The 18,392-nt window shown below is 44.7% G+C and carries 22 protein-coding genes; 4 read left to right on the plus strand and 18 right to left on the minus strand.

The features are described from left to right. Positions 1 to 70 precede the first annotated feature (70 nt). Both ubiA and BCV39_RS10450 read right to left on the minus strand, forming a co-directional pair. Entirely contained in the window at positions 71 to 925 is an 855-nt protein-coding gene (gene ubiA / locus BCV39_RS10445; protein WP_048658874.1) for a 4-hydroxybenzoate octaprenyltransferase, read from the minus strand. After that, positions 926 to 1,468 (minus strand): chorismate lyase, encoded by a 543-nt coding sequence (locus BCV39_RS10450; RefSeq protein WP_170960874.1) that lies wholly within the window; start codon positions 1,466 to 1,468, stop codon positions 926 to 928. 162 nt (positions 1,469 to 1,630) lie between these two features. On the opposite strand from BCV39_RS10450, the gene BCV39_RS10455 reads away from it, so the two are divergent. Further along, a complete protein-coding gene (locus tag BCV39_RS10455) occupies positions 1,631 to 2,038 on the plus strand; it encodes a flagellar basal body-associated protein FliL (protein WP_048662879.1) in 408 nt (135 codons plus the stop codon). 79 nt (positions 2,039 to 2,117) lie between these two features. Here BCV39_RS10455 and glpG read toward each other — a convergent pair whose 3' ends face one another. The 6 genes from glpG to ftsY form a co-directional block, all read right to left on the minus strand. Then, entirely contained in the window at positions 2,118 to 2,960 is an 843-nt protein-coding gene (glpG, locus tag BCV39_RS10460; RefSeq protein WP_102432596.1) for a rhomboid family intramembrane serine protease GlpG, read from the minus strand. A gap of 49 nt (positions 2,961 to 3,009) precedes the next feature. Next, on the minus strand, positions 3,010 to 3,330 hold the full coding sequence (glpE, locus tag BCV39_RS10465) for a thiosulfate sulfurtransferase GlpE (protein WP_048658877.1): 321 nt from the start codon (positions 3,328 to 3,330) through the stop codon (positions 3,010 to 3,012). Between the two features lie 428 nt (positions 3,331 to 3,758). Continuing rightward, positions 3,759 to 4,616: an RNA polymerase sigma factor RpoH gene (rpoH, locus tag BCV39_RS10475; protein WP_017055518.1), complete on the minus strand. Its 858-nt coding sequence runs from the start codon at positions 4,614 to 4,616 to the stop codon at positions 3,759 to 3,761. A 177-nt stretch (positions 4,617 to 4,793) separates the two neighbouring features. Then, positions 4,794 to 5,762 (minus strand): permease-like cell division protein FtsX, encoded by a 969-nt coding sequence (ftsX, locus tag BCV39_RS10480; protein ID WP_017061038.1) that lies wholly within the window; start codon positions 5,760 to 5,762, stop codon positions 4,794 to 4,796. Then, on the minus strand, positions 5,749 to 6,426 hold the full coding sequence (gene ftsE / locus BCV39_RS10485) for a cell division ATP-binding protein FtsE (RefSeq protein ID WP_004736585.1): 678 nt from the start codon (positions 6,424 to 6,426) through the stop codon (positions 5,749 to 5,751). Before ftsE ends, ftsX begins: the two co-directional genes overlap by 14 nt. Positions 6,427 to 6,504: 78 nt before the next feature. Continuing rightward, on the minus strand, positions 6,505 to 7,755 hold the full coding sequence (ftsY, locus tag BCV39_RS10490; RefSeq protein WP_102432595.1) for a signal recognition particle-docking protein FtsY: 1,251 nt from the start codon (positions 7,753 to 7,755) through the stop codon (positions 6,505 to 6,507). A gap of 230 nt (positions 7,756 to 7,985) precedes the next feature. Between ftsY and rsmD the strand changes: the two genes are divergently transcribed. Next, positions 7,986 to 8,588: a 16S rRNA (guanine(966)-N(2))-methyltransferase RsmD gene (rsmD, locus tag BCV39_RS10495; protein WP_048658879.1), complete on the plus strand. Its 603-nt coding sequence runs from the start codon at positions 7,986 to 7,988 to the stop codon at positions 8,586 to 8,588. Positions 8,589 to 8,598: 10 nt separating this feature from the next. Further along, positions 8,599 to 8,865, plus strand: a complete 267-nt coding sequence (locus BCV39_RS10500; protein WP_016784000.1) for a DUF1145 domain-containing protein — start codon at positions 8,599 to 8,601, stop codon at positions 8,863 to 8,865. 117 nt (positions 8,866 to 8,982) lie between these two features. Here the strand turns inward: BCV39_RS10500 and BCV39_RS10505 are convergent, their stop codons facing one another. The 4 genes from BCV39_RS10505 to BCV39_RS10525 form a co-directional block, all read right to left on the minus strand. Further along, the gene (locus BCV39_RS10505) at positions 8,983 to 9,567 is read right to left on the minus strand and encodes a YhgN family NAAT transporter (RefSeq protein WP_048658880.1); all 585 of its coding nucleotides are present in this window, start codon (positions 9,565 to 9,567) and stop codon (positions 8,983 to 8,985) included. A gap of 231 nt (positions 9,568 to 9,798) precedes the next feature. Continuing rightward, positions 9,799 to 10,035: a YecH family metal-binding protein gene (locus tag BCV39_RS10510; protein WP_102432594.1), complete on the minus strand. Its 237-nt coding sequence runs from the start codon at positions 10,033 to 10,035 to the stop codon at positions 9,799 to 9,801. A 90-nt stretch (positions 10,036 to 10,125) separates the two neighbouring features. Beyond that, positions 10,126 to 10,746, minus strand: a complete 621-nt coding sequence (locus BCV39_RS10515) for a lysoplasmalogenase (RefSeq protein WP_048658881.1) — start codon at positions 10,744 to 10,746, stop codon at positions 10,126 to 10,128. A gap of 927 nt (positions 10,747 to 11,673) precedes the next feature. Then, positions 11,674 to 12,048: a DUF4145 domain-containing protein gene (locus BCV39_RS10525; RefSeq protein WP_102432593.1), complete on the minus strand. Its 375-nt coding sequence runs from the start codon at positions 12,046 to 12,048 to the stop codon at positions 11,674 to 11,676. Between the two features lie 244 nt (positions 12,049 to 12,292). On the opposite strand from BCV39_RS10525, the gene BCV39_RS10530 reads away from it, so the two are divergent. After that, a complete protein-coding gene (locus BCV39_RS10530) occupies positions 12,293 to 12,622 on the plus strand; it encodes a DUF2500 domain-containing protein (protein ID WP_017061032.1) in 330 nt (109 codons plus the stop codon). Positions 12,623 to 12,694: 72 nt separating this feature from the next. Here the strand turns inward: BCV39_RS10530 and BCV39_RS10535 are convergent, their stop codons facing one another. The 6 genes from BCV39_RS10535 to BCV39_RS10560 form a co-directional block, all read right to left on the minus strand. Further along, positions 12,695 to 13,708, minus strand: coding sequence for an acyltransferase (locus BCV39_RS10535; RefSeq protein WP_102432592.1), 1,014 nt, complete (start codon positions 13,706 to 13,708; stop codon positions 12,695 to 12,697). 124 nt (positions 13,709 to 13,832) lie between these two features. After that, positions 13,833 to 15,053, minus strand: coding sequence for an organoarsenical effux MFS transporter ArsJ (gene arsJ, locus BCV39_RS10540; protein ID WP_048658883.1), 1,221 nt, complete (start codon positions 15,051 to 15,053; stop codon positions 13,833 to 13,835). A 96-nt stretch (positions 15,054 to 15,149) separates the two neighbouring features. After that, positions 15,150 to 15,641, minus strand: coding sequence for a cyclin-dependent kinase inhibitor 3 family protein (locus BCV39_RS10545; RefSeq protein ID WP_048658884.1), 492 nt, complete (start codon positions 15,639 to 15,641; stop codon positions 15,150 to 15,152). Between the two features lie 18 nt (positions 15,642 to 15,659). Next, positions 15,660 to 16,664: an ArsJ-associated glyceraldehyde-3-phosphate dehydrogenase gene (locus BCV39_RS10550; protein WP_048662874.1), complete on the minus strand. Its 1,005-nt coding sequence runs from the start codon at positions 16,662 to 16,664 to the stop codon at positions 15,660 to 15,662. A 41-nt stretch (positions 16,665 to 16,705) separates the two neighbouring features. Beyond that, a complete protein-coding gene (locus BCV39_RS10555) occupies positions 16,706 to 17,047 on the minus strand; it encodes a metalloregulator ArsR/SmtB family transcription factor (protein ID WP_102432591.1) in 342 nt (113 codons plus the stop codon). Positions 17,048 to 17,146: 99 nt separating this feature from the next. Next, positions 17,147 to 18,367 (minus strand): EAL and HDOD domain-containing protein, encoded by a 1,221-nt coding sequence (locus BCV39_RS10560; protein ID WP_055318280.1) that lies wholly within the window; start codon positions 18,365 to 18,367, stop codon positions 17,147 to 17,149. Positions 18,368 to 18,392 lie beyond the last annotated feature (25 nt).

The following is an 18,392-nucleotide window of genomic DNA, read 5'->3' on the forward strand; positions in this document are numbered from 1 at the left end:
CTTAACTGACTGGCATTACACCCACTGGGTGCCTTTTTCTTTAGCGTTCGTTAACTCGAAAAGCTGATGCTTACCAGAAGGTAATGAATAAGCCTACAGTCACTGCCATTCCAACATAATTATTGTTGAGAAATGCTTGGAAACAAAGGTCTCGATCACGGTGGCGCATCAGGTGTTGTTGATACACAAACAAGCTTCCCGCTACCAACAATGCCCAATAGAAGGTATCACCTAGTTGGTAATGCATGCCTAACGCAATCAGCATCGCTAGGGTGACGAGTTGCAAAGAGCCAACAATCAGTTTATCGAAGCGACCAAATAAAATCGCCGTCGATTTAATACCAATCTTCAGGTCGTCATCTCGATCAACCATCGCATATTGCGTGTCGTAAGCAATCGTCCACAACGCATTAATCACGAATATAAACCACACAATGCTTGGCAGTTCATTGGTTTGTGCCGCCCAAGCCATTGGTATCGCCCAACTAAACGCTAAGCCGAGAAACAACTGTGGAAGATGCGTAAAACGCTTCATGAAAGGGTAAATGAACGCCAGACCAACACCAATAAATGAGAGCTTAATGGTCAGTGGATTCATGGTCAGTACCAGCAAGAAGGAAACCACGGCTAGCACTAAAAAGAGCAGAATCGCTTCCTTACTGGAAACCAAACCTGAAGGTAATGGACGCTGCTTGGTACGTTTAACATGACCATCTACTTTACGGTCAGCAAAGTCATTGATCACACAGCCAGCCGAACGCATCAACACCACACCGAGTACGAAAACAACCAAGACATCAAAATCAGGCATACCTTGTGCGGCGATAATCAATGACCACAAGGTCGGCCAAAGAAGTAACAGGGTACCAATCGGGCGATTCATTCGCGTTAATTGCCAATACGCCTTCGCTTTGGTGGCAAGCATTTACACACTCTCCTTAGAGTAAATGGGTGATGTTGGTAAAAACAGTTCAGCCACAAGCATCGGTTTATGGTTCATCCATAATCGAGAACGACGTGCGAGTAATTGCTCATCGCCCACGATAACCCAACCGACTTGCAGCGCATCTCGCTCCACGTTCTCAGCACTGAAAACGGTCAATCCAAGCGGGACATTACCTTGTTGAGAAAGGTCAGAGTGCTGATGATCTTCTAGCGTGACTCGGGGAATCAAGGTTCGACCTAACACCCACGGTTCATCATCACCCTTTAAAATCACTTTACGCAGTAAGCAATCAAACGATGATAAAAGATGTTCCTCGTCTTGTTGTAGCCTTGAGCGTTCTACAACTTGATTATGAAGCAACTCAACAGACAGGTGCTGACAGCTCTTACCCAACTTGCGGGAAAGAGAACCTTGCTCCATAAGCCACTCTTTGGTGGTTTCATTAGGAAAATCAAATGTTTCTGTACTTTGCCAATCTACATTCATTAACGAATTAAGATACAGCGATATTGGCTGATTCATACTAGTATTCAATAGGTAACTTTACACGTACAATAAAGCTTCAACTTTCGAACAAAATTAAAGCGCTCTTCGAATTGTAAACGTATTTAGATTTAGACCGCTCATTGTAACAAGACTAATGCGTTTCGAATATCGCGAATAAACTAAAGAAAAGTCACAAATATGCACAAACGTTATGTAGCCCAAATAATTCTTGCGATTACCCTACTCTTTTCAGCATCAAGTTTCGCTGAAGAGGAATTGGCACCCAAACTAGCCTACTTCACGCTAGAGCCAGACCTGACCACCAATTTTTACACTAAAGGTAAAAAACTGGGCTACATTCAGGTTCGCCTCGACATCATGGTGGCAAATAGTAACGACTTGGCCGCTATTGAGCATCACCAACCACTGATTCGTGATGCGGTGATTGAATTGCTTGGTAAACAAAACGAAGAAACGATTAAGTCTCTGTCTGGTCGCGAAGATTTGAGAAAGACTTTGGTTGAACACCTCAACAAGATTCTACTGCCTGAGACGGGCAAAACCCTGATTGCTGACTTACTGTTTACCAAGTACCTTTATCAGTAATGATGTAAAACGAATCCCAATAAAAAAGCGGCCCATCTGGCCGCTTTTTTGTATCTATCGATTCTCGGTAACTAACGCGCTAGCTTGTTGCCGATTTCGGCGCTTTCATTGAATCTATAAAGCCGATAATCACACCTGCGACTAAACCTGCCAAGTGAGCGGTATTAGCGATGGCCATAAATGGCTGCATGTATCCAAGAACTAACCACACCAACATAAAGCCAACGATCTGTCTTGGGATACCTAAACCGAGTTGCGGCGCCTTTGCTCCGACAACCCATAAGTAACCAACCAAGGCATACACTACTCCAGATAAACCACCGAAGTTCGCCCCTTCGACCCAGTATTGTCCGGCACCAGAAATCGCTGAAGATACGGCAAAGATCTGAAGTAACTTAAGACCACCTAACTTTTTCTCAATATCTCCGCCCAGTTGCCACCACCACAAGATGTTGAATGCGATGTGCATAACCGAGAAATGCAAAACAGCATGACTGAGCCAGCGCCATAATTGCCATTGCTGCCCATCAACCGCAGGGAAATGTAAGGCGTTAAAAATCGCCTGCCCGAAACCTATCTGCTGCAGAGCAAAAATCACCACACATACCAGCATGATACTGAGTGTCACAGGGCCTGCTTTGGCTTTTATCATGCCCATGAAGCTTGGTGTATGATAATGAAAGTTGCTCTTCCTGGTCTCTGCCATGTCCCAAGACGCCGCTTGATAGCGCTTATGATTGGGTTCCGACAAGAAGCGATTGAGCTCAGCTTCGGTTTCAACTTGAAATTGACCATCAATAAGCCAAAGCGCAAAACGCCCTTCCCCCTCAGGAGACATCTGAATAGGGATCTGACGAGACGCCATATAATCAATAAATGCTTGAGCAAGACGTGGGTTGTCTAACACCATCAATCTAATCATTGGTACTTCCTATTCATACTATGAGAGATGCTTGGAGCGATAAAGGTAATTAACCAGCAATCACAGGAAGTTCAGCACGGTGCCAAGCTTCGAAACCGCCATCTACACTATATACCTCTTCAAAGCCTTGGTTCACTAAATATTGTGCTGCACCTTGGCTGCTAATACCGTGGTAACACATCACCAAGATAGGTTGTTCGAACTCAACCTCATCCATGAACGACACCATCGTATCGTTAGTCAGGTGGTAGGCTGTTTGTGAGTGGGCAACCGCAAAAGACTGCGGGTCACGTATATCGACAAGTCGAGCGTTGCCTTGTTCAATGAGGGCTTGAGCGCCTTTAACATCGATATGTTTAAACTGGTCCATGACTTTCTCTTTTATACTGATTTACTTTGCTGCCATTGTAACCTATCCCAAGGCTAACATTCACATCCACTTAATAAGGTTATCCACCAGCGATCACTTTTACACCATTTGTGGATAAATCTGTGAATTGCGTGAATAAAGTGCCTTTTTAAAAATAGATCCACAACATGTAGTAAGGATCCTGATCTAACTGTGGGTTAACTGAAAAATATCCCCACTCGAAAAACCCCGTCAAAGCCTTACTACACCCTGCTTTTAGACAGCTGACGAATAAACTTCTCACAGAGTTATCCACAAAATCATTTTGCAAATTTCGATCGCAAAAGTTGAGAAATCGATCCAAAATAAAAAGGCCGAGATCTCTCGATCTCGGCCTTTTCAAAATTCAGTTATTTGCTAGCTCTGAAGCTAATAGAAACTAGATGCTATTAGAAATCGCCAACGGCTTGCTTCAATTTCTTCATCGCATTCTTTTCTAACTGGCGAACACGCTCTGCAGAAATGCTGTAGGTATCCGCTAAGTCTTGCAGGGTTGCTTTGTTGTCGTCTAACCAACGTGAGCGAACAATGTGTTGGCTACGCTCGTCTAAGCTTGCTAGTGCGAGTCCTAGGCGATTATTGGTGTGTGACTCCCAGTTAGCCGCTTCTACCGTTTCAGCAACGTCTGATGCTTTGTCTTCTAGGTAGTAAACTGGAGCTGTGTAAGCAGAACCGCCGTCGTCATCGTCCATGGGCGCTTCAAACGTCGCGTCTTGTGCCGCTAAGCGAGATTCCATTTCACGAACTTCAGAAGGCTCAACACCCAGTTCACGAGCAACTGTCTCAACTTCACCGTTATTAAACCAACCTAAACGCTTTTTAGACTTACGAAGATTAAAGAACAGTTTACGCTGTGCCTTAGTTGTCGCAATTTTAACGATGCGCCAGTTACGCAGAACGTATTCATGAATTTCAGCTTTGATCCAGTGAACTGCGAAAGAAACCAATCGAACACCAACTTCTGGATTGAAGCGCTTAACAGCCTTCATCAAGCCGATGTTACCTTCTTGGACGAGATCAGCCATTGGCAGCCCGTAGCCAGAGTAGCCTCTTGCGACGTGCACCACGAATCGTAGGTGGGAAAGGATCAAGCCTTTCGCAGCATCGATCTCACCTTTGTAATGTAATCGCTCTGCAAGTCCACGTTCCTCTTCAGGTGTCAGCATTGGGTAGCTGTTCGCTGAGCGGATATAGCTATCTAAACTATCTTGTGTGACTAAAGCCATTTGATACGCTTGGTTTGCCATTCGGTTCCTCATCAATCTCTGATCTGGAGTAATACATCTATTAAAACCCGACAATCTTGAACCTAAAATGAACAGGTTTCAAGGAGGGGGAAGTAATTATGCATAATCAATTCGTCTATACAAGGCAAAAACTGGTTAAGAAGTGCCTATTTTTCGTCTAAATATGACTCTATTCACCTAAACTGGTTCAATTTCTTTTAGGTGACGCTGTGCAGAAAGCTTCGCAGCCACACTACCAAGCAGAGTTCCGACGATCAAAAGCAGTAAAGATTCATCCCAGCTCAGGCCAATTAAGCGGAAGTGGCTGTCATACAACTGAGCCAAGTCATCCACTGCACTGTTCAGTAATACGGTAATTAATGCCGTCATTACCCAAGCGCTAATCGAACCTAATACGCCAAACCACATCCCAGCATAAAGGTATGGTCGAAGAATGTAGCTGTCGGTCGCACCAATCAGCTTCATGGTTTGAATCTCTTCTTTATGCGCCAACACATTAAATCGTAGTGTATTGCCGATAATCAGAAATACCGCGCCCAACATCAATACCGTTAAGGTAATCACGATGACAGCCGCGAGTGCTTTGATCGCATCTAATCGAGCTAACCAATCTTCGTCTAGGCGAACATCGGTTACTAATTCTTGTTGTTTAACTGTGCCTGCCAGTTCTTTAATTAAGGTATCGCTGTGTACGCTTGGCGTAATCACCAGCACACCTGGCAGTGAATAATCATCTAGGATAGTTAGGGCGTCTTCAAAACCAGAATACTGGCTGAGGTCTGCAAGCCCTTGCTGCGGAGATATGTACTCCACCAGCTCAACTTGATCCCAACTTTCGATTTCATCCTTGAGCACCATTACTCGTGGCTCAGGAATACCATCCTCTACATAAGCACTTATTTGTGACGGGCTAGTGACATCTTGCGCTACTTCACCCACATTTTTACCCAACAGGTACAAACAAGCTGGCATCGCCAACGCCATAGAGATCACCGCAAGGGTCAGCAAGTTGCCTAACGGGCGCTGCCACATTTGCGAGAACGATGACTTGGCTTGTTTCCAGTGAACAACAAAGAAGCCGTCGCTTGAAGCGCGGTTTGCTGCTCGATTAGATTGAGGTTTTTTGATGCGCTTATTCGCGGCCATAGTCTTCAACCTCACTCAAAAATCCTTGGTTTAATTCAAGATGGCGGTACTGAGGGCGAGTGTTCACTAACCCGATATCGTGCGTCGCTAGGATGATCGTCACACCTGCGCGGTTGAACTCTTCAAATAATCGCAACACACGGTTAGATAATTCAGGGTCTAGGTTACCCGTCGGCTCATCCGCAAGCAGTAGGGTTGGACGGTTCACCACAGCCCGAGCAATGCCCACACGTTGCTGTTCACCACCAGAAAGCTGGCTTGGCAAACAACGGGCTTTATCTAATAGGCCTGTCTTATCCAACGCAGCACTGACTCGGCGTTTTATTTCGTTTTCAGAAATAGATTCAATACGCATAGGCAGAGCGACGTTATCGAAAATCGAACGGTCCATCAGCAGGCGATGGTCTTGAAAAACAATCCCAATATTACGGCGTAAGAAAGGGATGTCTTTGGCTGGGATACGAGTGATATCGTGATCGTTGAACCAGACACGTCCATCGGTTGGACGCTCTATCGCGCAGATCAACTTCAGCAAGGTACTTTTACCAGCTCCAGAGTGCCCACCCAAAAAAGCCATCTCTCCACGTTTCAGGTGAAAGTCCACTTTTTGGAGCGCTTGTCTTCCACCTCGGTAGGCTTTACTCACTTGCTGAAATTTGATCACCGAAAATTCCTCTTACGATCACTAATATCAAATTTAAAAACGGTAGCAGATTAAGGATAAACCACTTTGCTACTCGCGTTACTCTTCGCGGCTAAATAGTGCTTCAATGAAGTCTTTAGATTCAAATGGGCGCAGGTCATCAATACCTTCACCCACACCAATGTAGCGGATTGGAATCTGGAACTGGTCAGCAATTGAGAAAATTACGCCACCTTTCGCCGTACCATCTAACTTAGTCAGTGTAATACCGGTTACTGGAGCCACTTCACTGAATAGTTTCGCTTGGCTGATAGCATTCTGACCCGTACCGGCATCGAGCGTTAGCATGATTTCGTGTGGTGCAGAGTCATCAATCTTCTTCATTACACGAACAATCTTACGCAGCTCTTCCATCAAGTTGCTCTTGTTCTGCAAACGACCCGCTGTATCGGCAATCACAACATCAACGCCACGTGCTTTCGCTGCTTCAATCGCATCGTAGATAACAGACGCACTATCCGCACCTGTGTGCTGAGCGATAACCGGCACATCATTACGCTGACCCCAAACCTGAAGCTGTTCAACGGCTGCAGCACGGAAGGTATCACCCGCCGCTAGCATCACTTTCTTGCCTTCATTTTGGAATTGTTTTGCCAGTTTACCGATCGTAGTTGTCTTACCTACACCGTTCACACCAACCATTAAGATAACGTAAGGTGTTTTAGTGGTATCAACAACCAGTGGCTGTTCTACTTGGCTTAAGATGTCTGCCATCTCTTCTTTGAGCAGACCATAAAGCGCTTCACCGTCTTTTAGGTCATTGCGAGATGCTTTTTCTGTCAGGTTTTCAATGATCTTAACCGTGGTATTCATACCCACATCAGCGATCAGAAGTTGCTCTTCTAGCTCTTCAAACAGATCTTCATCGATTTGCTTGCCTTTGAACAGACCGAAGAAACCGGCGCCGATGTTTGCTTTAGTGCGGCTTAGGCTGCGCTTAAGGCGAGCAAAGAAGCTTTCTGTTGGCTTCTCTTGTACTTCTTCAACCTTAGCTTGAGGAACAACCACTTCTTCCTGTTCTGCTTCTGCTTCTGCTTCTGCTTCTGCTTCTGCTTCTGCTTCTGCTGCGACAGGTTGCTGTTCTTGTTGAGCTTCTTCAAGCGCTTGCTCAGATGCAGTTGGCTTAGCGACTTCAGCTTCAGGCGCGACCTGTTCAGCCTCAACTTGTGATTCAACTTCAGTTTGATCTTCAACGCTTTCTACGTTCGCTTCATTCTGAGTTTTTGGGCTTTGTTCTTCTTCACCAAAACCAAGCCACGATAATAATCCGCGCTTCTTTTTTTCCGTCATCAGAGGAGTTTCCTAGATCTACTAATTAGCTGTATTGACTTAATACACGTCGACTCTTTGCTATTGTTATACAATACAAGCTTGTACAAACGAATAGTAAAGAAAAATGACAAAGCAGTGATAAGTTTGCTTTTAGCTTGATACACTTTGTCATTGCAAATTTATTTAATACACGAACCCACTTAAATTGGGCTCGGTATAGTATCACTTTATTAGCGGTCAAAAAATCTATGGTAAGACGTCGCCAGCAAAACACATCACAAAAAAAGCCATCCGGAGGCTTTGTTCGAATTATTAGTGGCTCATGGAGAGGTAGAAAACTGCCCGTCCATGATTTAGAAGGATTACGCCCAACCATTGACCGAGTAAAAGAGACACTCTTTAACTGGGTGGCTCAAGATATCCCACATTCAACTTGCTTGGATGTATTTGCCGGTTCTGGCGGTTTAGGTTTTGAAGCAGCTTCTCGCCAAGCAAAAATGGTGACGCTGCTCGAAATGAACCAAAAGGCTGCTAAACAACTTTCTGATAACGCGAAAGAGCTCAAAGCAGACAACATCAATGTTGTAAATACTGACGCTATCTCTTTCCTTAAGAAGCCAGGCACCCCTTACGATATGGTTTTCCTTGATCCACCATTTCGTAAAGGCTTATTGGCAGAAACAGTACAACTGCTTGAGAGTAACGGTTGGCTTGCAGACGATGCCATCATTTACGTCGAGACAGAGAAAGAGCTGAAACTCGAAGCTATGCCAGAGAACTGGGAGTTGCATCGCGATAAGACTACCGGACAGTCAAGTTACCGACTGTTCAATCGAATCACTGAAGAATAGGAGTTATTGAATGAAGTTCTTGCTTCCACTAGCAAAAGCAGCCATCGCCTTTGTTTGGTTTATCTTAATCGTAAATATTTTCTACCCGTTCCCGGGTAATGCGGCGATTGCGCTTTATATCATGACAGCGTTCTTGTTCTTCATGCACGGCCTGCAGATGCTGATTTTTATCGGTGCTTTCGGCGACAAGATCGAAATGTCACGTTGGGAGAAGTGGTCAATATTGATTTTCGGTGTCTTTGCCCTACTCGATATCCGACGCAAGCACATGATGTAATCAAGCTTAAGCTCAGATATAAAACGCTTAGCTACAGAAAACATCATGACAGAAACAGTAGAGACAAAAACGCCGCTCATTTGAGCGGCGTTTTTTTATTCAGCGATGATACTGATGTTAACCCATGTAGCCTTTCACACCATCTAGGAACATTTGCGTCGACAGCATAACCAGCAACAAGCCCATCAAGCGTTCGATGGCTTTAAGGCCTCTCTCACCCAACACTCGCAGGAAGAAGCCATTAAACATCAGAATGAAGAAGGTAGCGCCCCAAGCCAACATCACCGCGGCTGAAAGCTCTAACATGTTGTCAGGGTGCTGTGTCGACAACAGAATTAATGCCGCAATCACTGAAGGGCCAGCAATCATTGGGATCGCCATCGGCACAATAAACGGTTCTTCACCCGCCGCGAGGCCAGTAATACTACCCGCACTTGGGAAAATCATCTTAATCGCGATGATGAACAGAATAATACCGCCAGAGATACTCAAGGTTTCAGGCTGCACATGCAGGAAGTTCATAATGCTTTGACCAGCAAACAAGAACAACAGCAGGATAATCAGCGCAAACATCAGTTCACGAACAAGAACAATACGACGACGCTTCGGATCAATATGCTTAAGGATAGAGAGCACGATTGGTAGATTGCCAAGCGGGTCCATAATAAGAAACAGCATGGTTGCTGCAGATAAAATTTCCATAAGTTTGTCTCGAAAAGCGTAAGTGCGCGGAGTATAGCAGCCTCAACATTGATTTTCGAACGCAGTAATAAAAGGATTAACTTATCTAATTAGAAGGGAATTTTGCGAGAGCAAATAGAAAAGTAGAAAGGAGAAAAGTAAAAAGAGAATTTAAAGAGTGAAGCCGAAACATAGCATCCACTCTTCTTAATCTATAAAAGCCAAAAGGCTCTGAAACCAAGTCACTGGGAGTTAGTGGTTACACACACGTTCGCGATTAGTGCAAAGCTTGTCATCAATAACTACGACCTTTTCCATCTTCAGGAAAAACTTCAGCAATCCATCTAAATCCAGGCCGTTCAGCTTACAGGTATGGAAACGAGCTTCTGCGCCATAAGTTTGAGCAAGCTCTTGCGTCAACTCTTCACAAGTCAGTGGCTTTTCACTCAGTAGGTTTAAAACGTTGTGTGCATGAATTTCGGTAGTCATAACTCTATCTCATGTTTAATGAAGTAGACGTAGATTACCTACTTTCATCTTAGCTGCCTTGATGTAGCTCAGAGTTAAGCTAGCTCTACCCTAAATGGTAAGGGAAGCAACAATGAGAGCGTGAGCCAGAAAGTAACTGCCCGTCACCCAAAAGTAGGCACCCTTAATGGGGCTACGATAGAAGTTTAGCGCGTATGCTAATGCAGAAAGCAGCAACACGGCACAACCAGCAAAACCCACCGCATGCGACAGTTGAGGATCAAGCAACCAGAGCTCACCAGAAGCCCATGCAAGCTGAATAAGCACGATACCCATGATAACCACAGGAAAGACGAGTTTGTCTAAGCGAGGCAGAAGTAAGAAGAAAGCAACGACACAAGCCGCTAACAGGAGTGCGAACAACCACCAGACCATTTCTCCTGATAGCTGTAACCAAAATGCTTTGCTGTAACAGAGCTGAGCCAGCAAGAAGCAAACAAAATGCAGAGGACGTTTTTGAGTAACAGTATGTAAGACATCTGCGATCGCAGAAACCGCCAACCCAGCAACGACCCAATAGGTAAAATCAGCAACGACAGATTGAGTTAAAGCAATGGTCGCTAATAATACAAAGGTAAAAACCTTATACGATAAGGCCTGACCGATATGTCCATGCTTCGTTCCTGCTATTGCTCCGATACCAGACAAGGAAACCGCCAACCAACTCCACATACCATTTGCCCTATTGCTTTAAATCGTCGCCAGTCTAGGCACACGAGTGTTGATGTAAAGCCTCAGCCCCTCAAAATTGGATCTTGATTACGCTTCCACTAAAAAGAGTCTCTTTAGATTGAAGTCGTAACAATTACCACAGTGACAATGACTATTCGTTTAAAACTAGAGCAAATCATCATAAAACCTATTCAAACTGGCATTAGAGTCGCCATACTTGAATTTTGGTCAATTCTAACCTATTGGTTCCATAAAAACTGGCCAAATCCCGGCAAATACCACACTTAAAAAATTAAAATCAATACATTTAAAGCAAACAATAACAATGACTTAAACAAACAAACTCAAGCTTAATAGGAAAATAAAAACTCCGACCAACCCTAGACTTGTAAAGTAGCCAGTTTTCTTTTTTAGAACCCAGTTTTGTCAGGTTATTTCAAGCCCCCGGTAAAAACCGCCACAAAAACCAAGTCGAAAACTTAAAAAATCAACCAAAACAAACCTAGCCACCGCCAACCCTTATTAATACAGTTTAACAACCTTTAACAATATAAATTACACAAAACAACCATTAAAAAACAACAGGTTAAACCAAATTAGAACAAACATAAATCACAACGAACAAAATAAGAACACACCATAAAACACAGTTAAATACACTAAAACAAGCAAAAAACTCATAGTTTTCTACTACTTTTAAAGCTTTCGAAAGTAATTATTGATCTAAAGCCATAAGTAGTGCTATTCTTTAAAACATAGCGAGAGACAACCAAATTTAGGAGTAGTGTTATGATTTCATCTTCGCAAAGACAAGGACTTGTAATGATCGCGGTAGTTGTAGGTCTAATGACACTACCGATGATGTACTAAGCAAGTTACAGATAAAAAAAGGGACGCCATGAGCGTCCCTTTTTTTGTTCAATTTTTTCATTTCGAAAACAGATGCAGTGTTAGCACATCCCAGTTCGCATAATAGAAACCTGCGGCAGCCAAAGTCATTGCCATCATTAGTAAGATCGCAATTCGCCAAATAAAACGACCACTACGTGGAGTCAGCTCCTTCTCACAGTCGTTACACATCATGATGAACTTATGTTGGTCTTCCAACTTAGCCTCATGTTCATTGACTACCTTGTTACGACACGTTGCGATATAACGCAGCTTGCTCACCATATCGTGCGGTAGCCTTTCTTCACAGCTTGTTACAAGCTCATGCAATCCTTCGCCTTCGGCATGATATTGAAGCCTCAATAATTTCTCTATATTGCGAGTTCTTGTCACCACTTTTTCAATATCGGTCATCTTGGCCCTCCCACTCCACACTATAATTCTAGTCGAGCATTTCCCTATTCTTATACAAAATCACTGTTATTTACGAGAGAAAGAGACAATAAATAACAATGCTTTATCCCAAACTGGCCATTAAATGTGATGTCCGCCGAAAAATAATCAGCTTGGCTTACAACAGTTCACGAATAACGGCTTTAAACACATATCCCTATTGCCTGAAAGACTAGAATAACCATCACGACTACATGGAGGTTATATGCCTAATTCACTCTTTTTTGCCATTTTTGCACTCGCTGCTCTAGCGGCTTGGGTATTTATTGGTTTCTATCGAAAACACTCGCAAGGTGAAAATGCGCCAGAGAAGAAAGTGAATGTCACTGTGTTAGACAAACAATCCATCGACCTTCCTGACGCAGAACCTGGCCAAGAAGATCAAGAGTACTGGATTTACGTTCAACGTGGTGTGGTTGGTCCGAAACGCGAATTCCAAGTCGGAATCCACTATTTCCACGCCCTTAACCCCGGCGACAAAGGAACCTTAACCTACCAAGGCGATAAGTTCTTACACTTTGCGTTGAAACGCTAATCGTAAGCCGCTTCAACGATTCATCAAAAACCGACCATCAGCGATAATAACTAATGGCCTTAGTATTAACGACTAAGGCAATAACCAACGCGTTTTCTCAGACTTAGATACCATCCAGCTCATCCAAAGCGCACCTGCGCCACTGATCACAATCCATAATGGGATAACCCACGCAGGGTGTCCCTGGTACCAACCAAACTCTTTCATTGGCCACAAGAAGATAGGATGCAGCAGGTAGATACCTAAGCTGTGCTTACTGATAAAGCCAACCACTTGGTTACTTTTCTCAGATAATCCTTCTCCGTAATAACGACACAGCATAAACACCATGCTCGCTGCTAATACCGTATTCAACGTCTTGTAAGATAACCAGCGCCCCACCGTGTACTCTTCTGCTACCAAGCTTGCATCAACTACCATGTAAACCGTGGTTAGTAACGCTAACCCACCCAGTAACACACTCACGCCGACTGTCATCTTGTTAAGTGGCACAATCTTATACAGCAAGTACCCCAATGGTAAGTAACCGGTGTACAGCCACAATTCGTGGCTCCAAGGGCCGTCGATTTTCAGTAAGAACAGTAATGTTGTGAACAGCCATACCGCCGTAAAGGCATAGACCGATCTATCACCGTACTTTCTGACCATGATCTGCAAGAACGGAATCACAAAGTAGAGCGGGATAAAGTAATAGAAGAAACCGAGGTGGTAATAGGTGTAATGATGGTAGCTATTGAGCAACACGTCCCAACTGACGTCGGCATCAAAGCCCATCGCAGACCAACCAGATAGGTAGGTATAGAAAAGCGACCAAACGATGAAAGGTATCAATACTTTGCCTAGACGTCGCTTGAGGTAGTACTTAGCGTCAAACGGGCGCTGATCGCTTAACATCAAAGCACCCGTTATCAATATAAAGACAGGCACCGCCCAGCGGCTGAAGCCATTTACGGTGATTGCTGTTAACCATTCGCCGAAAGGAATGGTTCCTAGTTCGTTGCGATAAGGCGCCAAAACATGAATCGCGATAACCGCTACGGCCGCGACACATCGTGCTAAATCAAAAAAAAGAATTCGCTGCTTCATGTAAATGCCTGATTAATATTCAATCATTCTACTATAGCAATAAAAAAGCTGACCGGAATAAATACCAAGTCAGCTTAGTGTTAAAGGAGATGCTTATCGCGAATTTAGCTCATGCGGCTGAAGCTTATGCTGCTGAGATTTGCGGTATCCTAGGTAAACGCAGAGAGATCACCGTCGTTATCGCTAAGAATGCGAAGGAAACCCACAAACACGCAGACAAACCTGCCATTTGGAATACCAAGCCCGACAAGATTGTGCCAATCAAGCGACCCATTGCATTCGCCATGTAGTAGAAACCAACATCAAGCGATACCCCGTCGCCTTTCGCATAACTCACAATCAGGTATGAGTGAAGGGACGAGTTCACCGCAAAGATAGCACCAAACACCATCAAACCACCCACGATAACTAGCTCTGGTTGCCAACCAATCTGTACCGCATAAGCAATGGCAGCGGTCACGATAGCCAACGCACCAGCCCATAACAGCGCGGCATGCCCATCTGGCACCTTACCCTGAGCTTTACCCGTAATCTTCGGCGCTATGCCTTGTACAAAGCCATAAGCGATAGTCCAAGCCGCTAAGAAACCGCCAACCCATGAGTGATCCCAACCAAACACGCTGCCGAGATAAATTGGCAAAGCAATCACAAACCACACATCACGAGCACCAAACAAGAACATGCGAGCTGCAGATAGGATGTTGATGGATTCAGATTTAGAGAAGATCTGTTTGAACTTAGGCTTGGTTTTCGCTTTACCCATGTCCGCTTCTAAGCTCAGCACACTGCCAATGAAGACCAAAGTCAGCACAGCTGCCATCGCAAGCACTGCATATTGGAAGCCAATCGTTGAAAGCAGTAAACCGCCAATAAAGAAGCCTGCACCTTTCAGGGCATTCTTAGAGCCTGTCAGAATTGCAATCCACTTATACAGCGCGCCTTGCTGTTCATCCGGCACTAAGGTCTTAATTGAGCTCTTGGCGCTCATCTTATTGAGGTCTTTAGCGATACCAGACAAGGCCTGCGCCGCCATTACCCAAGGAATAGTCAACATCGCCGTTGGCACCGCGAGCATACCCAAGGCGACAACTTGCATCCCCAAACCAATGTTCATGGTCTTATTGAGGCCAAGACGTGCGCCCAACCAACCACCGATTAGGTTCGTCACCACACCAAAGAATTCATAGAAAAGGAACAGCGAGGCGATCTCTAACGAACTGTAGCCAAGGTCGTAAAAATACAAAACCACCAGCATACGAAGTGCACCATCAGTAATGGTGAAGTTCCAGTAGTTGAAGGTCACCAACATGTATTGGCGAACGCTCTTACTTAGATTTGAAAACATAATGCTATCTCTGCAACCAAAACAAAAAGAGCTTTTGGATCATGATAAGTTCAACACTCCAGATACCAAAAGCTCCCTGTCTAACACTGATGACTATTAGCTATTCGCTACGCCATTAATGTACTCAACCTGGATAGATTTAGTGAAGGCACCTGGACGCAGTGCCTGAACTTCTTGAACGATCTTATCGAGGTCCCAGCCTTTTTCTAAAAGCAGATGAGCTGCGAATAAACCTGTACGGCCAGAACCGCCCATGCAGTGCATCGCTACCTTACCGCCATTATCCACAACTTGATGTAGCTCTGGGCTTGCTGCTTGCCACTTCTGCGCAAAGTCAGCACCCGGTGCACAATCATCTTCGATTTCAATTTGGAACCATTGCATGCCTAGTGCTTGTGCTTTCTCGCCTAGCTCAGAAACATTCTTGCTTGCCAGTTCTTCACTGTCTAAAGCCGTCACAATTGCTTCTGCGCCTTGCGCTTTAAGTTGAGCTAGAGATGCATCTAGGTCTGCGTCTTTAGTGCCTGGGCATGGAGTCAGGATAAGTGCACCTTTCTCAAGGTCTAGTTGCCACGTTGGATGTGTCATTGTGTCTTCCCCAGATTCTTATTTAGAAAGGCCGACAGTACGAACTAACTCAGCCGTACGTGTCGCGTAACCCATTTCGTTATCGTACCAAGCGTAGATCTTAACCATGCGCTTACCCACTAACATAGTTGATAGTGCATCTACGATGGTTGAGCGTTGGTCGCCTTTGTAATCGATAGAAACCAACGGACGCTCTTCAAAGCCAAGAATACCTTTCAGTTCGTTCTCAGACGCTTCTTTTAGCATCGCGTTAACTTCTTCTGCTGTTGTGTCTTGCTTCACTTCGAAGATGATGTCAGTCAGAGAAGCGTTCGCTAGTGGTACACGAACCGCGTGGCCGTTAATACGGTTTTCAAGCTCAGGGAAGATCTCAACGATCGCTTTAGCACTGCCCGTTGTTGTAGGAATAAGGCTCATGCCACATGCACGTGCACGACGTAAGTCTTTGTGGGGCGCATCAAGAATAGTTTGCGTGTTGGTTAGATCGTGAATCGTGGTGAAAGAGGCATTCTCGATACCCAGCTTCTCGTTGATCACTTTAACCACAGGTGCGATACAGTTTGTTGTACAAGACGCTGCCGTTACGATTTTGTGTACTGCTGGGTCAAAGATGTTGTCGTTCACACCAACAACGATGTTTGCGATGCCTTCTTCTTTCACTGGCGCCGATACCACAACACGCTTCACGCCCTGCTCTAGGTATTTGTTTAGGAAAGATGTCTTACGGTGAACACCTGTCGCTTCGATAACCACATCACAGCCAGACCAATCGATCGCATCGATGTCGCGCTCTTGTGTGGTCTTGATGCGCTGGCCATTAATGATCATCTCATCGCCTTCTGCATTTACTTCGTGGTGAAAGCGACCTTGAACTGAATCGAACTCTAGAAGATGTGCTAACGTTGCGGTATCGCCCGCTACATCATTAATTTGTACAAACTCTAGCTCTGCCCAGTCGAATGCTGCGCGAAGTGCTAGACGGCCAATACGACCAAAACCATTAATACCTACTTTAACTGTCATCGTATGCTCTCTCAGCTAGTGGTGAATCTAAAAATATTCAATTAAACGCAACATTGAGGGCGTGAAGTCATTTCTTCTAAGCGATCAATGTCTTGTTGGTATTCAGTTTTCAAACAGTTCGATGCGATAAGGTCATCAATTAACTTTAGCATCCAACCCGGTAAATCTTGTGACAGGCGGTAAAACACCCACTGCCCTTGGCGAACGTCAGTCAAAATGCCGTTGGAGCGCAACTGCGCAAGGTGGCGTGAAACTTTTGGCTGACTTTCTTGTAATGCCTGAGTCAACTCACCAACAGAGAGGCACTCTTGGCGCACAATCATCATTAAGCAACGCACTCGCGTTTCATCAGACAGTAATTTAAAGAATTGGTGAGGAAGCATAATTACATACTCATATATGGATATGCGCATATGTTAGTTATAAAAAAACGCACGTCAAGGCGTGCGTTTCCATTGTCATAAAAGTTTAACGAATAAACATCAGAGCTTGTTGGTCACGGTATGACTCCAGCGGCGAGCTTCAGTAAGCTCCGTTTTGACCTGATCCACGCTTAACCCTAAATCAGCGCAGTGCTCATCAATCTGTTGCCAATCGGCATGTTCAAAGCTCTCTTCAAGCGCAAGTAAGGTACCGTATGGCCCTTCTCTACGAAGCAGAGCCACCTTGATGCTTTTACACAAAGGCAGTTGCTCAACTAAATTCTCTAACGATAGGTCGAGCAATGCATCCAGCAACGAGAACAAACCGATCATAAAGGCTTGCTCAGTGTGCCCTTCAAACGCTTGGTAACGAGACATACGCTGACAAAATTGCGCTCGCTGTAAAGACAAGCCATACAACTCTTTCGGCTTTTTATCAGAAACATAAGACGCTACCGCCAGCGAAACAAACATTTTCAGCTTCTCTTGCCCCAAGTAAACCAAGGCCTGACGGAATGACGAAATAGTTACCTCAAGACGAGGCGACATGGTGTTTACAAAGCGCAGTAGCTTATAAGACAAAGCGACATCCTTTGCGACGATGCTCTCGACACGCTGAAAGTCGACATCCGGCTTGCACACTTCTTGGAACAGCTCCATGGCAATCACTTGTTCAGGGCTGATGTACTTGGTCTTGATGATTTCCGGTTTGCTAAAGAAGTAGCCTTGGAAGAACTTAAAACCCGCCTCTTTCGCTTGCTGGAATTCTTGTTCGTTTTCGACTCGTTCAGCAAGAAAGCTAAATTTCTTCCCTTGATGCGCCCTAACCAAATCACACGCCTCGTCTAAGCCCATCTGCATGATGTCGAGCTTAACAATATGCGTATATCTGAGGAAACGTTCCCATTCTGGCGTCGAAGTAAAATCATCTAGGGCGATCATGTAGCCCGCTTGGTAGAGCTCTTTAACGGCTTCTAATAACTCGTCGGTCGGTTGGCAGGTTTCAAGGATCTCAACCACCACCTTGTCTTTCGGCAAGCTCAGTGGCAGCCGACGAATCAAGCTTTGATACGGGAAGTTAATAAAACAACGTGAAGATGGGATCGACGGATTAAGCCCAACCGACAAGAAATTCTCAACAATCAGACGATACGTTGCTCGATTAGACTCTATATGCGCTGGATAGGCATTCCTTTCTCCGTCACGAAACAGCAGCTCATAACCAAGCGTGTTCTTGTTTCGGTTTAAGATAGGTTGTCGAGCAACGTAGGTAGCGGTCATTTCTTGATAACTCTAATTGGTTTAA

The organism is Vibrio sp. 10N.286.55.E10 (assembly GCF_002872555.1).
Taxonomy (GTDB): Bacteria; Pseudomonadota; Gammaproteobacteria; order Enterobacterales; family Vibrionaceae; genus Vibrio; species Vibrio crassostreae.